Source organism: Yersinia nurmii (assembly GCF_001112925.1).
Taxonomy (GTDB): Bacteria; Pseudomonadota; Gammaproteobacteria; order Enterobacterales; family Enterobacteriaceae; genus Yersinia; species Yersinia nurmii.
Map to the genome: position 1 here is coordinate 530,736 of NZ_CPYD01000001.1, position 16,346 is coordinate 547,081.

Consider the following 16,346-nt stretch of genomic DNA (forward strand, 5'->3'; position numbering starts at 1 on the left):
TTATGGGTAACGCATTCACATTGCTGACTCACTTCGTTCGGTTCGAACCTTTACGGTTATCATCCCTACGATTTAAAACAGTTTATCACTTCATGATGGTGGGTCGTTCGGGATTATTCGTCCTACAGACTCACCCTTACGGGTCAACGCATTCTCGTTGCTGTCTCACGTCGTTCGGCTCGAACCTTTACGGTTCTCATCTCTTCGATTTAAAACAGTTGATCACTTCATAATGGTGGGTCGTGCGGGATTCGAACCTGCGACCAATTGATTAAAAGTCAACTGCTCTACCAACTGAGCTAACGACCCGCTGTGATGCGGTACTACTCAACGACTTTACTCTTAGCACTTCATAATGGTGGGTCGTGCGGGATTCGAACCTGCGACCAATTGATTAAAAGTCAACTGCTCTACCAACTGAGCTAACGACCCATTATGTATTGTTGCATTACAACACTTCGAGAATAAAACCAGACAAAACAGGAAGAGGTATATCGTTGCGATAACTTCAACTTCTTTTCATTCCAACCTATCAGGAAAGAATGGTGGGTCGTGCGGGATTCGAACCTGCGACCAATTGATTAAAAGTCAACTGCTCTACCAACTGAGCTAACGACCCGCTGTGATGCGGTACTACTCAACGACTTTACTCTTAACACTTTATAATGATGGGTCGTGCGGGATTATTCGTCCTACAGACTCACCCTTACGGGTCAACGCATTCGCGTTGCTGTCTCACGTCGTTCGGCTCGAACCTTTACAGTTCTCATCTCTTCGATTTAAAACAGTTGTTCACTTCATAATGGTGGGTCGTGCGGGATTCGAACCTGCGACCAATTGATTAAAAGTCAACTGCTCTACCAACTGAGCTAACGACCCATTATGTATTGTTGCATTACAACACTTCGAGAATAAAACCAGACAAAACAGGAAGAGGTATATCGTTGCGATAACTTCAACTTCTTTTCATTCCAACCTATCAGGAAAGAATGGTGGGTCGTGCGGGATTCGAACCTGCGACCAATTGATTAAAAGTCAACTGCTCTACCAACTGAGCTAACGACCCATTATATGATGCTTTTTTTCGTCGCTTTAACGTTTTGCAAGTTGTCTTGGCAACGGCGGCATATATTACTAATTTTTCTTCGCAGCGCAACTTAAATTTCGAATCAATCGTTTAACTGCTTGTTCTTCACACGATCAAGCCCAGAAATTAGCCGATCAGACCAATTCCTGGGCTTAAAAAGACTAAAGAGCAGATAAACGTTTCTGCGCTTGTTTCGCCGTATCAGTGTTAGGGAACTGCTTTATCACTTGCTGGTAAACCGCCTTGGCTTTATCGCCCTGGCCCTTTTCCTGCATGATCACCCCAACTTTATACATTGCATCTGCACTTTTCGGAGACTTTGGGTAATTTTTCACAACAACAGCGTAGTAATACGCAGCATCATCTTTCTTACCCTTGTTGTAATACAACTGCCCTAACCAATAGTTGGCGTTAGGCTGGTAAGTCGATTTTGGATACTGCTTCACAAAGTTTTGAAAAGCAACGATCGCCTGATCGTACTGCTTTTTCTCAAGAGCCAGTGAAACTGCCGTGTTGTAGTCGCTGTTCTCATCACCACTGCTTACCGGTGCGGCTGTATTGGCCGCTGCACCCGCGGCAGAATCAGAACCACCACCTGTTGCCGCACTCTCTGTCGACGCACCAGCCGCAGCAGGCGCAGAATTTTGCGCACCCTGCCCGCCCAGACTATCCATTTGCTGGTAGATCTGTTTTTGCCGTTCGACAATTTGATTTAGCTGATATTGGTTTTCTTGGATCTGACCACGCAAACTATCGATATCGCGCTGCGAATCGGACAGTTGTTGTTGGAGTTGAGTCAATAGCTGGCTGTGAGCGTTAGAAATACGCTCTAAAGATGTGACTCGATCTTCTACCGAGCCGGAGCCGACATTACTGATTGGCGCTTGGGCAGTAGCGGCCCATGGGACCGCTACGCCAACCAGTAACGACAGACTCAACAGGTGACGTCTGAAGTTACTGTTCATGCGATTCTCTTAGTAAACCAGAACTGCACGACGGTTTTTAGCGAATGCTGCTTCGTCGTGGCCCAGTACCGCTGGTTTTTCTTTACCGTAAGATACGATAGAGATTTGGTCAGCAGAAACGCCTTTGCCTTGCAGATACATTTTCACTGCGTTAGCACGACGCTCGCCCAAAGCGATGTTGTATTCTGGCGTGCCGCGTTCATCCGCGTGGCCTTCAACAACAACTTTGTAAGACGGGTTGCTACGCAGGAATGCAGCATGTGCATCCAGCATTTGAGCGAAGTCAGAAGCGATATCGTATTTATCGAAGCCGAAGTAAACGATATTGTTCTTTTGCAGTTCCTGCATCTGCAGACGAGCTTGCTCTTCTGAAGACAGGTTGCTGCTTTCTGTACCAGTGCCAGCGCCCATGCCAGATTGGTCATTGTTTGCGCTTTTGTTAGAACTACAAGCAGCGATAGCCAGAACTGGCAATGCCAACATCAGCCCTTTCAGCACTTTGTTCAGTTGCATCTCTTTGATCCTTTTTTATAGTTTGCCATACATACGTATTTACACATGCATCACAGATACGGCGACCAGGCAGGGAATTTTACCTGTCCATCAGTTGCCGGAAGACGCGCTTTGAAACGCCCATCAGTCGAGACCAGCTGTAACACGGAACCTAGCCCTTGAGTCGAGCTATAGATAACCATGGTGCCGTTAGGCGCGATACTAGGCGTTTCATCCAGGAACGTGTCCGTTAACACTTGAACGGCTCCCGTTTCTAGATCCTGTTTGGCGATGTGCTGGGTTCCGCTGCTGGAGCTAACCAGTGCCAGGAACTTACCATCAGCGCTAACGTCCGCGTTCTGGTTCTGAGAACCTTCCCACGTGATACGCTGCGGCGCACCGCCGTTTATATTCACTTTATACACCTGCGGACGGCCACCCTGATCTGAGGTGTAAGCCAGATTCTGGCTGTCCGGGAACCAGCTTGGCTCCGTGTTGTTGCTACGGCCATCCGTAACCTGACTGATCTGGCCTGACGCCAAGTTCATCACGTACAGATTCAGGCTGCCGCTTTTAGACAAAGCGAACGCCAGTTTGGTGCCGTCAGGTGAGAATGCCGGCGCACCGTTATGACGAGGGAAAGAAGCAACCTGTTTGATTGCGCCGTTCGCCAACGTTTGAATAACCAGTGCAGACTTGCCACTCTCAAATGTTACATAAGCAATTTTGCTGCCATCCGCCGACCAAGCCGGTGACATCAGTGGCTCAGGAGAACGGTGTACTACAAACTGATTGTAGCCATCGTAGTCTGAAACACGCAATTCATGCGGGAATTTCCCACCGTTAGTTTGCACTACATAGGCAATACGCGTGCGGAACGCCCCTTTGATACCGGTCAGCTTTTCAAATACTTCATCACTGGCGGTATGGGCAGAATAACGTAACCATTGCTTGGTTATTTTATACTGATTCTGCGCCAAAATACTTCCCGCTGCACCTGCTGTATCAACTAATTGGTAAGAAACCAAATAGCTGCCATCTGCACCCGGCTGTACCTGACCCACAACCACGGCATCAATGCCTAATGCAGTCCAGGCCGCAGGAGTCACTTCCGCTGCGGTAGACGGCTGCTGCGGCATACGCGCCACATCAATCGGGTTGAATTTGCCGCTGTTGCGTAAGTCTGCACCCACGATAGCGCCGATGTCTTCAGGAGGCGTACCCGGGCCCATCCATTTGAACGGAACTACACCGATCGGACGAGCAGAGTCCACCCCTTGGGTTATCTCAATGCGAACCTCTGCGTGTAACACAGATGCCCATAAAACTAAAAAGCCTAGCGCTACTCGAAATGCCTGCTTCATCTTGTCTCCCTTATCCGAGCGGAATGCCCGCGATAATTAGCAGAATTTTAACAAACCAACGCAAACAAAACTACATAATCCGTGGTTGATTAACAAACTTATACCCCGTTAATCAACACTTATTGCGGCTTAAAGGAAACCGGCGCATTCTTAAATACTTCGTAAACATCTTTACTCGGTGGTTTAGGAATCTTAGCCTGTTTCGCTGCGGCTATCGCGGCCTGACACAATGCAGGATCGCCACCTTCCGCTTTTACGTCTATTAACAGACCGTCCGGTGCCAGTTTGATCCGGAGATCGCACGTGCGGCCTTTATACAAATCTGCATCATAAAATTTACTCTGAATTGCCGCAGTAATCTGGCCTAAATAGCCGCTAATTTCTGCACCCGACGCACCGCTTTTCTTGCCACCGCCCTTACCTGCTGCGGCTTCACCTGCGCCCGTACCACTTTTTGGCGCATTCTTGGATGACGCTAGGCCACCAAAGAGATCGTCAACGTCCGTAGCGGTCGCGGCTTCTGCGGCTGCCTTCTTCTTAGCGTCAGCCGCTTTTTTCGCATCTGACGCGGCTTTCTTGGCATCAGCAGCAGCCTTTTTCTCAGCGTCGGCAGCCGCTTTCTTCTCTGCGGCTTCAGCGGCCTGCTGTTTGGCTTCTGTCGCAGCTTTTTCTGCGGCCTTCTTCGCATCCTCGGCCGCTTTCTTGGCGTCAGCCTCTGCCTGCTTCTTCGCGGCCGCCGCTACGGCAGCCTCTTTCTTCGCATCTGCTTCAGCTTTTTTCTTCGCGTCGGCGGCGGCTTTCACTACCTGCTCGGCTTCAGCTTTCGCTTTAGCAGCCGCAGCTTCCGCCTGCTTCTGTTCTTCTTTGGCTTTGGCCGCTGCCTCTGCCGCTTGTTTTTGCTGTTCGGCCGCCTGCTTTTGTTGCTCTGCCGCTGCTTTCTTCTGTTCTTCCGCTGACTGCTTGGCCTGTTCCTGCGCCTGTAGCCGCTCTTTTTCCAGCTCTTTCAGGCGCTGCTGCTCTGCGGCCTGCTGCTGTTGCAATTCTTCTGCCTGTTGTTCGGCTTTTTTCTTGCGCTGTTCTTCGGCACGCTTCGCGTCAGCCTGCTGTGACTGCTGACGATTATATTGCTGTGTTATCGCTCCGGGATCGACCATCACGGCGTCAATCACTTCGCCGCCAGCTCCGCCGCCGCCCATTTCAGTCTTCTGCGTCAACGAGCCCCAAATTAGCAGGCCAATTAATATAATGTGCAGAACGACCGAAACAATAACGGCGCGATTCAACTTATCGTTTTGCTCGGTTGCCTTTCCCACGCTCGATTTCCACACTCGATATTCAAAAACAGGGTTAATGCCGATATAGCGATATTTCGCGCTTAATCGACATCAACACAGACTTAGATCGGCTGAGTCATCAGCCCAACCGAAGTAACACCGGCCTGATGGAGCATATTCAGCGCCTTGATGATTTCATCATAAGGAACTTCTTTAGCACCACCGATCAAAAACACGGTTTTCGGATTAGCTTTCAGACGCGCCTGAGCTTCGGCAACAACCTGCTGCTCTGGCAACTGCTCCATCCGCTGATGATCGACCACCACCGTATATTGACCAACACCAGAAACTTCCACAATCACCGGCGGATTATCATCGCTGGATACCGTTTTCGAATCTGTAGCGTCAGGTAAATCAACCTCAACGCTTTGTGTAATGATGGGCGCTGTGGCCATAAAGATCAGCAGCAATACCAGCAATACGTCGAGCAAGGGAACAATGTTAATTTCAGACTTAAGCTCGCGACGTCTACGACCACGTACTCGCGCCATACAACCCCCTACTTATTTGCTCTCGGTGCTGGCGAAAGCCTGGCGATGCAGAATAGCAATGAACTCTTCCATAAAGTTGTCATAGTTCTGCTCAAGCTTACTGACGTGCAGATTCAGGCGGTTATACGCCATTACCGCAGGGATTGCTGCAAACAGACCAATCGCCGTAGCAATCAGTGCCTCAGCAATACCCGGTGCAACCATTTGCAAGGTTGCCTGTTTCACTGCGCCCAAGGAGATAAAGGCGTGCATAATCCCCCAGACGGTACCAAACAGACCGATATACGGGCTGATAGAACCTACGGTGCCCAGGAACGGAATATGGTTTTCCAGTGCTTCCAGCTCACGGTTCATCGAGATGCGCATAGCACGGGAGGCACCGTCGATAACGGCTTCCGGCGCATGGCTGTTTGCACGATGCAAACGAGCAAACTCTTTGAAACCAGAGTGGAAAATTTGCTCTGAGCCACCCAGACTATCGCGGCGCGCCTGACTTTCCTGATATAAACGGGAAAGCTCAATGCCGGACCAGAACTTGTCTTCAAAGGCTTCAGCATCACGTGTGGCAGCATTCAGAACGCGCGTTCGCTGAATGATGATCGCCCAAGACGCAATGGAAAAGCCCATCAGTACCAGCATGATAAGCTTAACGAATAGGCTCGCCTGCAGGAATAAATCCAGAATGTTCATGTCAGCCACTACTTAAACTCCGCGACAATAGACTTGGGAAGCGCTTTTGGCTTCATTTTATGTAGATCGATACATGCGACCAATACTTCTGCACTACTCAGAAGATTGCCATGGGAATCGAAAATTCGTTGAGCAAACGAGAGAGAGGCCCCTCGCATTTCAGTAATTTCGCTTTCCACCTCTAGCATATCATCAAGACGTGCTGGAGAAAGATAGTCTACCGTCATGCGTCGGACAGCAAAAGCAATATGCTCACTGAACAATTGCTGCTGGTGAAAATTGCGTTGGCGCAGCATTTCTGTGCGCGCCCTTTCGTAAAAGGCTACGTAGCGTGCATGATAAACCACGCCACCAGCGTCGGTATCTTCATAGTAGACACGAACCGGCCATCGAAATAACGTATTACTCACTCTACTTCCCAGTAATGCAATTAACGGACACACTATACTGAAGAGCGATTCGGTTTGGAATGACTTGCAAGGTGAGAACGAAAATAATTATGGGCCGAACGGCCCATAGGGATGATTAGCTGCAAGATTAGGCGAAAAAATGGAAAATTCCCGCGCCCAAGATCACAATTGCAGGAAGAGGCGAGAAAAAAGCTCTCAGCCATACCCGCTGCGGTCGAAAGCCTACGCCATGGATGACCCCAGTACAGACGGCCCACACTAAAAACACCTCTTGCCAGACTTCTAACGAACTGGTCGCGGCGGCAAAGCGCGTCGGATCCCAGAAAATACAGAAAGCCAGCGTAAAAGCGAGAATAAGTGAAAGGGCCCGCAGCGGGCCCTTATCCATTAAAGCGTACAACTTATCGGACAACATCTTCGCTGCCGTTTTTAGCGGCTTTCTTCTCCGCCGCATTGGCCTCACTCTGCTCTAGCGCCAGAGCAGTAATGATACCGAAGGAGCAGGCCAGAAGTGTTCCGAGAATCCAGGCAAAATACCACATGCTTTATGCTCCTTAGTACAGTGAGTGCTTGTTGTTTTCGATATATTCTTTATCGATACGACCGAACATCTTGTAGTAACACCAACTGGTGTAGAGCAGGATGATTGGCACAAAGATAATCGCAACAATGGTCATCACTTTCAGCGTCAGCAGGCTAGATGTCGCATCCCACATTGTCAGACTAACGTTCGGCACGGTGCTTGACGGCATAACGAACGGGAACATGGTAACCCCGGCTGTCAGAATCACACAGGCAATCGTCAGTGACGAGGTGATAAACGCCAACGCACCTTTTTCCATACGCGAGAACAGGATGGTGAACAGCGGCAGGATTACCCCTAACGCTGGCAGCGCCCACAGGCTTGGGTACTTGTTGAAGTTAATCAACCAGGCGCCCGCCTGATGTGCCACTTCTTTACGCATCGGGTTGGATTCCGCAGCAGTGTTCAGCGCCGAAGTAATCACAAAGCCGTCGATGCCTTTCACTACCCAAATACCCGCCAGCAGGAAGGCCACGCCCATCACTAACGCACAAATTTGTGCGGCAGCGCGGGAACGGAGATGAACTTCACCGCGGGTACGCATTTGCAGGTAGGTTGCACCCTGAGTCACCAACATGGTCAGACTGACGACGCCCGCCAACAAGCCGAACGGGTTCAGCAGTTGGAAGAAGTTGCCGGTGTAGAACAAGCGCATGTAGGTATCCATATGGAATGGAACACCTTGCAGCAGGTTACCAAAGGCAACGCCGAACACTACAGCAGGAACAAAGCTACCGATGAAGATGCCCCAGTCCCACATGTTGCGCCAGCGGCTGCTTTCCAACTTCGAGCGGTAGTCAAAACCGACCGGACGGAAGAACAACGCAGCCAACACCAAAATCATCGCGATATAGAAACCGGAGAAGGCTGCGGCGTACACCATTGGCCAGGCGGCAAACAGCGCACCACCGGCCGTAATCAGCCAAACCTGGTTGCCATCCCAATGGGGAGCAATCGAGTTAATCATGACACGGCGTTCAGTATCGGTTTTACCGATAATGCGCAGCAGGATACCTACGCCCATATCAAAACCATCGGTGACGGCGAAACCTATCAGTAGCACACCAATCAGTAGCCACCAGATAAATCGTAATACTTCATAATCAAACATAAGTGGACTCCCGTTTACCGTGCTTCTTGCGCAGGCGCAGTCGGCTGTTCAAAGTGATAGCGGCCAGTTTTCAGGCTACTAGGCCCAAGGCGCGCAAATTTGAACATCAGGTACATTTCTGCGACCAGGAACAGCGTATACAGACCGCAAATCAGCGCCATGGAGAACAGAATATCCCCTGCTGTCACCGATGAGTTGGCAATGGCAGTTGGCAGAACCTCACCGATTGCCCACGGTTGACGGCCATACTCAGCCACAAACCAGCCAGACTCGATCGCGATCCAAGGCAATGGAATACCCCAAAGCGCCAAACGGTGCAGCCATTTTTTCTCACCGATACGACCACGGCACACGTTGTAGAACGAGAGACCGATAATCAGCAACAGCAGGAAGCCACAGACCACCATGATGCGGAACGCAAAGTACAGCGGCAGAACTTTAGGAATAGAGTCTTTAGCTGCCAGTTGAATCTGCGCTTCGGTAGCATCGGTTACGTTCGGCGTGTAACGCTTCAGCAACAAGCCATAGCCCAGATCCTGCTTAGTTTTGTTGAACTCGGCGCGAACAGCCGGATCGGTGTTACCCGCACGCAGTTCTTCCAGCAAACGATAAGCCTGAATACCATTACGGATACGGACTTCGTGCTGTGACATCAGATCGCGCAAGCCGGTCACCGGAGTATCCAATGAACGTGTGGCAATCAAGCCTAATGCATAAGGAATTTGAATGGCGAACGAGTTCTCCATTTTTTCCTGATTAGGGATAGCAAACAGCGTAAAGGCTGCCGGAGGTGGCTGTGTTTCCCATTCGGCTTCAATTGCAGCAAGTTTGGTTTTTTGTACGTCACCCATTTCGTAACCGGATTCATCACCCAGAACAATAACGGACAGCGTCGCGGCTAAACCAAAGCTGGCAGCGATAGCAAAGGAACGTTTGGCAAACGGAATATCACGGCCTTTCAACAGATAGTACGAGCTGATACCCAGAACAAACATCGCACCGGTAACATAACCAGCAGCAACGGTATGCACGAATTTCACCTGAGCAACCGGGTTCAGAACCAGCTCAGAGAAACTTAGCATTTCCATACGCATGGTTTCGAAGTTGAAATCCGCCGCAATTGGGTTTTGCATCCAACCGTTGGCAACCAGAATCCACAGGGCAGAGAAGTTAGACCCTAACGCAACCAGCCAGGTAACAGCCAGATGCTGATGTTTACTTAACCGATCCCAACCGAAGAAGAAGAGACCAACAAAAGTAGATTCCAGGAAGAACGCCATCAGACCTTCGATTGCCAGAGGGGCACCGAAGATATCACCGACGTAATGAGAGAAATATGACCAGTTAGTCCCGAACTGGAACTCCATAGTCAGACCCGTAGCGACCCCCAGTGCAAAGTTAATAGCAAATAACTTGCCCCAGAATTTGGTCATATCTTTATAGATTTGTTTGCCAGACAGTACGTAAACCGTTTCCATAATTGCCAGCATAAACGCCATACCCAGCGTTAGCGGGACAAATAGGAAATGGTACATAGCCGTTAAGGCAAACTGTAACCGTGACAGTTCGACAATATCAAACATCTTGACTCCTTGCTCCTCGCAGGAAGACTCCGACTTGCGGCAACGCGACCTCCGCTATAATTGGAAGTCTCATAACTACCAGCAGTGAATGCCCAAAAAAACACAACAAAAATAACAATATCAACTACCCAGTATTACACCGCGATAATAGTACGCTTCTAATCCCACACAATAAATAGGATTTTACGTGACCTGGCTTTGAGTTCTGGATACAGGTCAACAAACCAACTAATTATCGATAGCAGGACAAATTGATCCAGAACAATTTAAGCCCATATGAACATTATTGCCATATTGAAAACTTGATTTAGAACAATTTTCTTCTGGAGGTGTTAATTAATCGTTCAAATATTTTTATATAAACCCTCAGTGTTAAATAAATGTGATTTAATAGTTTAAGTAATGACTTATTTTTTCATTTTTCCGCGATCTAGATTAACTTTTTTTTATTTATAATCTTCATGGTGAGTTGAATCACAACTTAACAATTTATATGAATATATTAGTCGATTCTTGGGGAAGCGTTCGCTTGTGTTGCTATTTTGTTGCATCATAAAATGCGGTTACATGATGAAACATTGGCCCCTTCAAGAAGATAAAAATGAAAAAAATAGCGCTCGCCTCCTTACTTTGTATCAGCACCTCTTCCTCCTTCGCCGCCGAAACTGTCAACCTGACGATTTTAGGCACCTCCGATCTGCACGGCACCTTCGTTCCCTGGGATTACGCCAGCGACAGTGAAAATCTGGCCGGCAGTCTGAGCCAGATAGCCACGCAGGTGAAAAAAATCCGCGCCGAACAGCCCAATATCATTTTGGTTGACGCCGGTGACACCCTTCAGGGCAACTTCGTGGAAACCTTTAAAAACGAGGCCGTCAGCCCGATGATGCTCGGTTTCAACGCCCTGAATTACGATGCCTGGGTATTAGGCAATCACGAATTCGATTTCGGTCTGAAGGCTCTATCCACCTCTTTAAACCAGTTTAAAGGTACCGCTCTGGCAGGGAATATCTTCTGGGACAGCGGCAAGCCCTACCTGCCTTCTTATAAGATCATCGAACGCCAAGGTGTCAAAATCGGCATCATCGGCATGGATACGCCAATGACAGCGGAATTTGCCCAAGGTACCGATCGTATCAAGGGGCTGAATTTTACCGATCCTGTGCAAGAAGTTAAGAAGGTGATTCAAAAAATTCAGCCGCAGGTCGACGCTATCGTGTTAGTTGCCCATATGGGGATTGATAACGAGAACCAGCGTCCCGGTACTGGCGTGGGGGATATAGCCAAAGCCAACCCGGAGCTAGCGGCCATAGTCGCGGGCCATATGCACGTCAAAATTGATAAGGCCGTAGTGAACGGCGTTATTATTACTGAACCGGATAAATATGGTCGCGCCCTTTCCCGTATCGACTTGCAATTTGAACAACGGGATGGAAAATATCATTTAATCAATAAAGACAGTTATACCTACCCAATCAAAGGAATTCATTCCGATAAAGAACTTGAAGCTATTTATCAGCCTTATCACAGTATTTTGCGCGCCAATGCAAATCGGGTTATTGCTACCCTGAGCGGAGTAGATTTAGTGCCTAAAGATGAGATAAAAGGCATTCCGCAAGTACATATTCAGGATACCGGTATCAGCGCTTTGTTCCAGGAAGCCGCACGCCACTATGCGCCTAAAGCGCAGGTCATTGCCTTACAGATCGATAATGACCGCGCTAAATTAGATTTAGGTGAGATAAAAGCTAAAGATATTGCTTTTAACTACCAATACGCTGGCGGGGAAATAACGGTTTATCAGCTTACAGGTAAAGAACTGAAGAAATATATGGAGTGGTCAGCCGATTATTTCAATCAGGTTAAACCGGGCGATGTCACCTACAGTTTTAACCCACAACGTCGCGCTTCTAAATATTCTACCAATGATTTCTTTGATGGCGTCACCTACACCATCGACCTACGCCAACCTGCGGGTTCGCGTATCACTAATCTACGTTTTAACCATGGCGCAGCCGTTACGGATAGCACGCCAATTCGCTTAGGCATGAATAGCTATCGGATGGGACATTTGACGCAGAAAGGTGGCGTACTGGAGGGCCAGCAGTTCCCGGTGCTTTCCGATACTAAGGCAGAATATGGCGAAGAGGATGGCACTATTCGTAATCTGACCATCCGTTATTTGACCGAGGTCAAACGCGGTCAATACCAAGGGAAAATCGAGCAACGCTGGAAGCTGGTTGGATTGGAAGGTTATGAACCGCAGCGAGAAGTGGTGAAAAAGCTGATCAATACAGGGGAAATAGCGGTTCCTGCCACCGAAGACGGACGTTTTACCAATATTGCTTCAATTAACGTTAAGGATAAGCTGTTTAGCGATAAAGTCAGCTATAACGCAGCGCTGGCATTACTTCAGCAGCAGCTTGGCAACGCTAAAAGCGAGCAAGCTAAGCTGCAGGCACAAACGGATATGATACTGATTACCGCTCTGAATAATTTCTGATGCCCTCCCCTCTCTAGCGGAGGGAAATTCTGCAATACGAAAGATTCATGTAGTTTCTCTATAAAAAAAGGCCACCGAAAGGTGGCCAATATATGTCGAGCTAATCATTATTCTTATCTATATCTAGACCTGTATGTCTCAAGCTGCCTCTGCGTTGGCTTAACCCGATTGCCCGAGTCACTTAGTCGCCTAAACTCATCGGGTTCACCAGTCTACCGTCTTCCCGGCGCTCGAGTGACTTAAGTCAGCTTACTGAGGTAAAACTTCTTTCACTGCTTCACCGATATCGGCCAGGCTACGAACTGTTTTCACGCCTGCAGCTTCCAGAGCCGCAAACTTGTCTTCAGCCGTACCTTTGCCGCCGGCAATGATGGCGCCAGCATGACCCATACGTTTGCCTTTAGGTGCAGTCACACCGGCGATATAACCCACAACAGGTTTAGTGACGTGATCTTTGATGTAGGCTGCGGCTTCTTCTTCCGCGGTTCCGCCGATCTCACCGATCATCACAATCACTTCTGTTTGCGGATCTTCCTGGAACAGCTTCAGGATATCGATAAAGTTAGAGCCGGGGATCGGATCGCCACCGATACCGACGCAGCTTGATTGACCGAAGCCAATATCAGTCGTCTGCTTAACCGCTTCATAAGTCAGGGTACCAGAACGAGAAACGATGCCCACTTTGCCCGGTAGATGAATGTGACCCGGCATGATGCCGATTTTACATTCACCTGGGGTGATCACGCCCGGACAGTTAGGACCGATCATGCGCACGCCACTTTCTTCCAGTTTCACTTTGATAACCAGCATATCCAGCGTCGGGATACCTTCAGTGATACAGATGATCAGCTTGATGCCTGCGTCAATCGCTTCCAGAATGGAATCTTTACAGAACGGAGCCGGCACGTAGATAACCGAAGCGGTCGCACCGGTCGCTTCCACGGCTTCACGCACGGTATTAAATACCGGCAGACCCAAATGCTGAGTGCCGCCTTTGCCTGGTGTTACGCCGCCAACCATTTTAGTTCCGTAAGCAATCGCCTGCTCGGAGTGGAAAGTCCCTTGGCCACCGGTGAAACCCTGGCAAATAACTTTGGTGTTTTTATTGATTAAAATAGACATTATTTATTCCCCACTGCCGCAACAACTTGCTGAGCCGCATCTGTCAGGCTGGTCGCAGCAATGATATTCAAGCCGCTGTCTGCCAGTTTCTTGGCACCTAACTCAGCGTTATTCCCTTCCAGACGAACAACAACCGGTACGTTAACGCCAACCTCTGCTACCGCACCAATGATGCCGTCAGCAATCAGATCGCAACGCACGATACCGCCAAAGATATTGACCAGCACCGCTTTCACTTTGTCGTCGGACAGAATGATTTTAAAAGCTTCGGTTACGCGTTCCTTGGTTGCGCCGCCGCCAACGTCCAGGAAGTTAGCCGGTTCACCGCCGTGTAGTTTCACGATGTCCATAGTACCCATCGCCAAACCTGCGCCGTTAACCATGCAGCCGATGTTGCCATCCAGCGCGACGTAGTTCAGTTCCCACTGCGCAGCCTGAGCTTCACGGGCATCTTCCTGAGTCTGGTCACGCATTTCGCGCAGCTCTGGTTGACGGAACAGGGCATTGCCGTCCGCACCCAGTTTGCCATCCAGACACACCAAATCACCTTGTTTGGTGATCACCAACGGGTTGATCTCAACCATCGCCAGATCGCGTTCCAGGAACAGCGCTGCCAGACCCATAAAGATCTTGGTGAACTGGCTGACTTGTTTACCGGTCAGACCCAGTTTGAAGGCTAACTCACGGCCTTGGTATGGCTGCGGCCCCGTCAGTGGATCCAGAGCAATTTTGTGGATCAGTTCCGGCGTTTCTTCTGCAACCTTCTCGATTTCAACGCCACCTTCAGTTGAAGCCATGAAGATCACACGACGAGAACCGCGATCGACTACAGCGCCCAGATACAGTTCTTTATCAATATCAGTCGCTGCTTCTACCAGAATCTGGTGTACCGGCTGGCCGTGGGCGTCAGTTTGGTAGGTAACCAACTGCTTGCCTAACCAATGTTCCGCAAAAGCACGAATTTCTTCTTTGCTATTAACCAGCTTCACGCCGCCCGCTTTACCGCGACCGCCAGCATGAACCTGACATTTTACCACCCAAGGTGCGCTGCCGATTTTTGATGCGGCTTCTTCTGCTTCACGGGGTGTGGTACAGGCGTAACCGGTTGGAGCCGGCAGACCATACCGAGCAAACAGTTGTTTGGCCTGATATTCGTGTAAATTCATGATGTTCTATCCATTTAAGTCTGTAGACGGGACGAGCCCCGCAGTGTCTGGATAATGCCGACCCTGGGATCGACCGCAATTAGCACATAGGTTTTTGTTAACAGGTGGGTTTTGTTAACATATAGGTTTTTTAACACTAGATTTATGGCATCAGGAGCCTGACAGGCAGGGATATCCCCCAACCGTCAGGCAGCCTTTAACCGTTATCTTTTTTATACGTCGAGCAACAGGCGTGCTGGATCTTCCAGCATCTCTTTCACCGTAACCAGATAGCCGACAGATTCACGGCCATCGATCAAACGGTGATCGTAGGAGAGCGCCAAGTACATCATCGGCAAGATCACTACCTGACCATTTACCGCCATTGGGCGATCTTTAATGGCATGCATGCCAAGGATCGCACTTTGTGGTGGGTTAATGATCGGAGTCGACATCAAGGAGCCGAACACGCCGCCGTTGGTAATAGTGAAGTTACCGCCGGTCAGTTCTTCCACTTTCAGTTTGCCATCGCGGCCTTTAACAGCCAGTTCTTTGATTTTCTTCTCGATATCAGCCATGCCCAGTGTATCTACATCACGCAGAACCGGGGTAACCAAGCCACGTGGAGTAGAAACGGCGATGCTAACGTCGAAGTAGTTGTGGTAAACCACGTCTTCGCCATCGATAGAAGCGTTCACTTCCGGATAACGTTTCAGGGCTTCAACTACCGCTTTGATGTAGAAGGACATAAAGCCCAGACGTACACCATGACGTTTTTCGAAAGCTTCACCGTACTGCTTACGCAGGTCCATGATCGGCTTCATGTTGATTTCGTTGAAAGTCGTCAACATGGCAGTGCTGTTTTTCGCTTCCAGCAGACGCTCGGCCACGCGTTTACGCAAGCGGGTCATTGGTACACGTTTTTCACTGCGACTGCCCAATGCAGGTGCGGCAACATCCACTTTGGCTTCGGCGGCTTTCGGCGCTGCCGGTTTGTTCGCCAGGTGTTGTTCCACGTCTTCACGGGTAATACGACCACCTACACCGCTGCCTTTAATAGCGCTGGCATCAAGAGAATGTTCTGCAATCAGGCGGCGAATCGCCGGGCTGAGGGAGTCATTGCTCTCTTCTTCCAAACTGGCGGTTTGACGTTGAGCAGGGGTGGATTCTTTGCTCTGGCTCTTCTCTTCTGTCGGTTTACCTGAACTATCGCCCGGACGGATTCGACCCAGAATTTGGCGAGAAAGCACGGTTGCACCTTCGTCTTCCAGAATAGAGTCCAGAATCCCTGCTTCACTGGCGGGAACTTCAAGTACAACTTTGTCAGTTTCGATTTCTACCAGGACTTCGTCACGTTGAACGCTGTCGCCCGGTTTTTTATGCCAGGTGGCCACTGTCGCATCCGCGACGGATTCAGGTAGGTCAGGAACCAGAATATCTACGCTACTCATTATCTATCCCTTGTG

15 protein-coding genes, 5 tRNA genes and 2 other RNA genes are annotated in these 16,346 nt (G+C 49.4%); 1 reads left to right on the forward strand and 21 read right to left on the reverse strand.

The window, feature by feature from the left end; genetic code table 11:
• Nucleotides 1-96: 96 nt before the first annotated feature.
• From AD970_RS18645 to cydA, 18 genes are all read right to left on the reverse strand, one after another.
• Nucleotides 97-220, reverse strand: a non-coding RNA gene (locus AD970_RS18645) — RtT sRNA.
• Between the two features lie 13 nt (nucleotides 221-233).
• Nucleotides 234-309, reverse strand: a tRNA-Lys gene (locus AD970_RS02340).
• A gap of 47 nt (nucleotides 310-356) precedes the next feature.
• Nucleotides 357-432 (reverse strand) — tRNA-Lys (locus AD970_RS02345).
• A gap of 111 nt (nucleotides 433-543) precedes the next feature.
• Nucleotides 544-619: transfer RNA gene (locus AD970_RS02350), tRNA-Lys, on the reverse strand.
• A gap of 47 nt (nucleotides 620-666) precedes the next feature.
• Nucleotides 667-787, reverse strand: a non-coding RNA gene (locus tag AD970_RS18650) — RtT sRNA.
• Nucleotides 788-803: 16 nt separating this feature from the next.
• A tRNA-Lys gene (locus AD970_RS02355) sits at nucleotides 804-879 on the reverse strand.
• Between the two features lie 111 nt (nucleotides 880-990).
• Nucleotides 991-1,066, reverse strand: a tRNA-Lys gene (locus AD970_RS02360).
• Between the two features lie 182 nt (nucleotides 1,067-1,248).
• Nucleotides 1,249-2,052: a cell division protein CpoB gene (gene cpoB / locus AD970_RS02365; RefSeq protein ID WP_049596716.1), complete on the reverse strand. Its 804-nt coding sequence runs from the start codon at nucleotides 2,050-2,052 to the stop codon at nucleotides 1,249-1,251.
• A 9-nt stretch (nucleotides 2,053-2,061) separates the two neighbouring features.
• Nucleotides 2,062-2,565, reverse strand: coding sequence for a peptidoglycan-associated lipoprotein Pal (gene pal / locus AD970_RS02370; RefSeq protein WP_004722151.1), 504 nt, complete (start codon nucleotides 2,563-2,565; stop codon nucleotides 2,062-2,064).
• 50 nt (nucleotides 2,566-2,615) lie between these two features.
• Nucleotides 2,616-3,908, reverse strand: a complete 1,293-nt coding sequence (gene tolB / locus AD970_RS02375; RefSeq protein ID WP_049596717.1) for a Tol-Pal system beta propeller repeat protein TolB — start codon at nucleotides 3,906-3,908, stop codon at nucleotides 2,616-2,618.
• Between the two features lie 119 nt (nucleotides 3,909-4,027).
• Nucleotides 4,028-5,221, reverse strand: coding sequence for a cell envelope integrity protein TolA (tolA, locus tag AD970_RS02380; protein ID WP_049596718.1), 1,194 nt, complete (start codon nucleotides 5,219-5,221; stop codon nucleotides 4,028-4,030).
• 83 nt (nucleotides 5,222-5,304) lie between these two features.
• Complete coding sequence (gene tolR / locus AD970_RS02385) at nucleotides 5,305-5,733, reverse strand: colicin uptake protein TolR (RefSeq protein WP_049596719.1); 429 nt, start codon at nucleotides 5,731-5,733, stop codon at nucleotides 5,305-5,307.
• 12 nt (nucleotides 5,734-5,745) lie between these two features.
• The gene (gene tolQ / locus AD970_RS02390; RefSeq protein WP_049596720.1) at nucleotides 5,746-6,432 is read right to left on the reverse strand and encodes a Tol-Pal system protein TolQ; all 687 of its coding nucleotides are present in this window, start codon (nucleotides 6,430-6,432) and stop codon (nucleotides 5,746-5,748) included.
• Nucleotides 6,432-6,833, reverse strand: a complete 402-nt coding sequence (gene ybgC / locus AD970_RS02395) for a tol-pal system-associated acyl-CoA thioesterase (protein ID WP_049596721.1) — start codon at nucleotides 6,831-6,833, stop codon at nucleotides 6,432-6,434. The genes tolQ and ybgC overlap by 1 nt, the downstream gene beginning before the upstream one ends.
• 127 nt (nucleotides 6,834-6,960) lie before the next feature.
• The gene (ybgE, locus tag AD970_RS02400; protein ID WP_049596722.1) at nucleotides 6,961-7,248 is read right to left on the reverse strand and encodes a cyd operon protein YbgE; all 288 of its coding nucleotides are present in this window, start codon (nucleotides 7,246-7,248) and stop codon (nucleotides 6,961-6,963) included.
• The gene (cydX, locus tag AD970_RS02405; protein WP_049596723.1) at nucleotides 7,235-7,375 is read right to left on the reverse strand and encodes a cytochrome bd-I oxidase subunit CydX; all 141 of its coding nucleotides are present in this window, start codon (nucleotides 7,373-7,375) and stop codon (nucleotides 7,235-7,237) included. The genes ybgE and cydX overlap by 14 nt, the downstream gene beginning before the upstream one ends.
• 12 nt (nucleotides 7,376-7,387) lie before the next feature.
• A complete protein-coding gene (gene cydB, locus AD970_RS02410; protein ID WP_049596724.1) occupies nucleotides 7,388-8,527 on the reverse strand; it encodes a cytochrome d ubiquinol oxidase subunit II in 1,140 nt (379 codons plus the stop codon).
• A 14-nt stretch (nucleotides 8,528-8,541) separates the two neighbouring features.
• Nucleotides 8,542-10,110 (reverse strand): cytochrome ubiquinol oxidase subunit I, encoded by a 1,569-nt coding sequence (gene cydA / locus AD970_RS02415; protein WP_049596725.1) that lies wholly within the window; start codon nucleotides 10,108-10,110, stop codon nucleotides 8,542-8,544.
• A gap of 601 nt (nucleotides 10,111-10,711) precedes the next feature.
• On the opposite strand from cydA, the gene AD970_RS02420 reads away from it, so the two are divergent.
• Entirely contained in the window at nucleotides 10,712-12,613 is a 1,902-nt protein-coding gene (locus AD970_RS02420; RefSeq protein WP_049596726.1) for a bifunctional metallophosphatase/5'-nucleotidase, read from the forward strand.
• Between the two features lie 249 nt (nucleotides 12,614-12,862).
• On the opposite strand, the gene sucD is transcribed toward AD970_RS02420, so the two are convergent.
• From sucD to odhB, 3 genes are all read right to left on the reverse strand, one after another.
• Nucleotides 12,863-13,735, reverse strand: coding sequence for a succinate--CoA ligase subunit alpha (sucD, locus tag AD970_RS02425; RefSeq protein ID WP_049596727.1), 873 nt, complete (start codon nucleotides 13,733-13,735; stop codon nucleotides 12,863-12,865).
• Nucleotides 13,735-14,901: an ADP-forming succinate--CoA ligase subunit beta gene (sucC, locus tag AD970_RS02430; protein WP_049596728.1), complete on the reverse strand. Its 1,167-nt coding sequence runs from the start codon at nucleotides 14,899-14,901 to the stop codon at nucleotides 13,735-13,737. The genes sucD and sucC overlap by 1 nt, the downstream gene beginning before the upstream one ends.
• A gap of 212 nt (nucleotides 14,902-15,113) precedes the next feature.
• Complete coding sequence (odhB, locus tag AD970_RS02435) at nucleotides 15,114-16,331, reverse strand: 2-oxoglutarate dehydrogenase complex dihydrolipoyllysine-residue succinyltransferase (protein ID WP_049596729.1); 1,218 nt, start codon at nucleotides 16,329-16,331, stop codon at nucleotides 15,114-15,116.
• Between the last annotated feature and the right edge of the window lie 15 nt (nucleotides 16,332-16,346).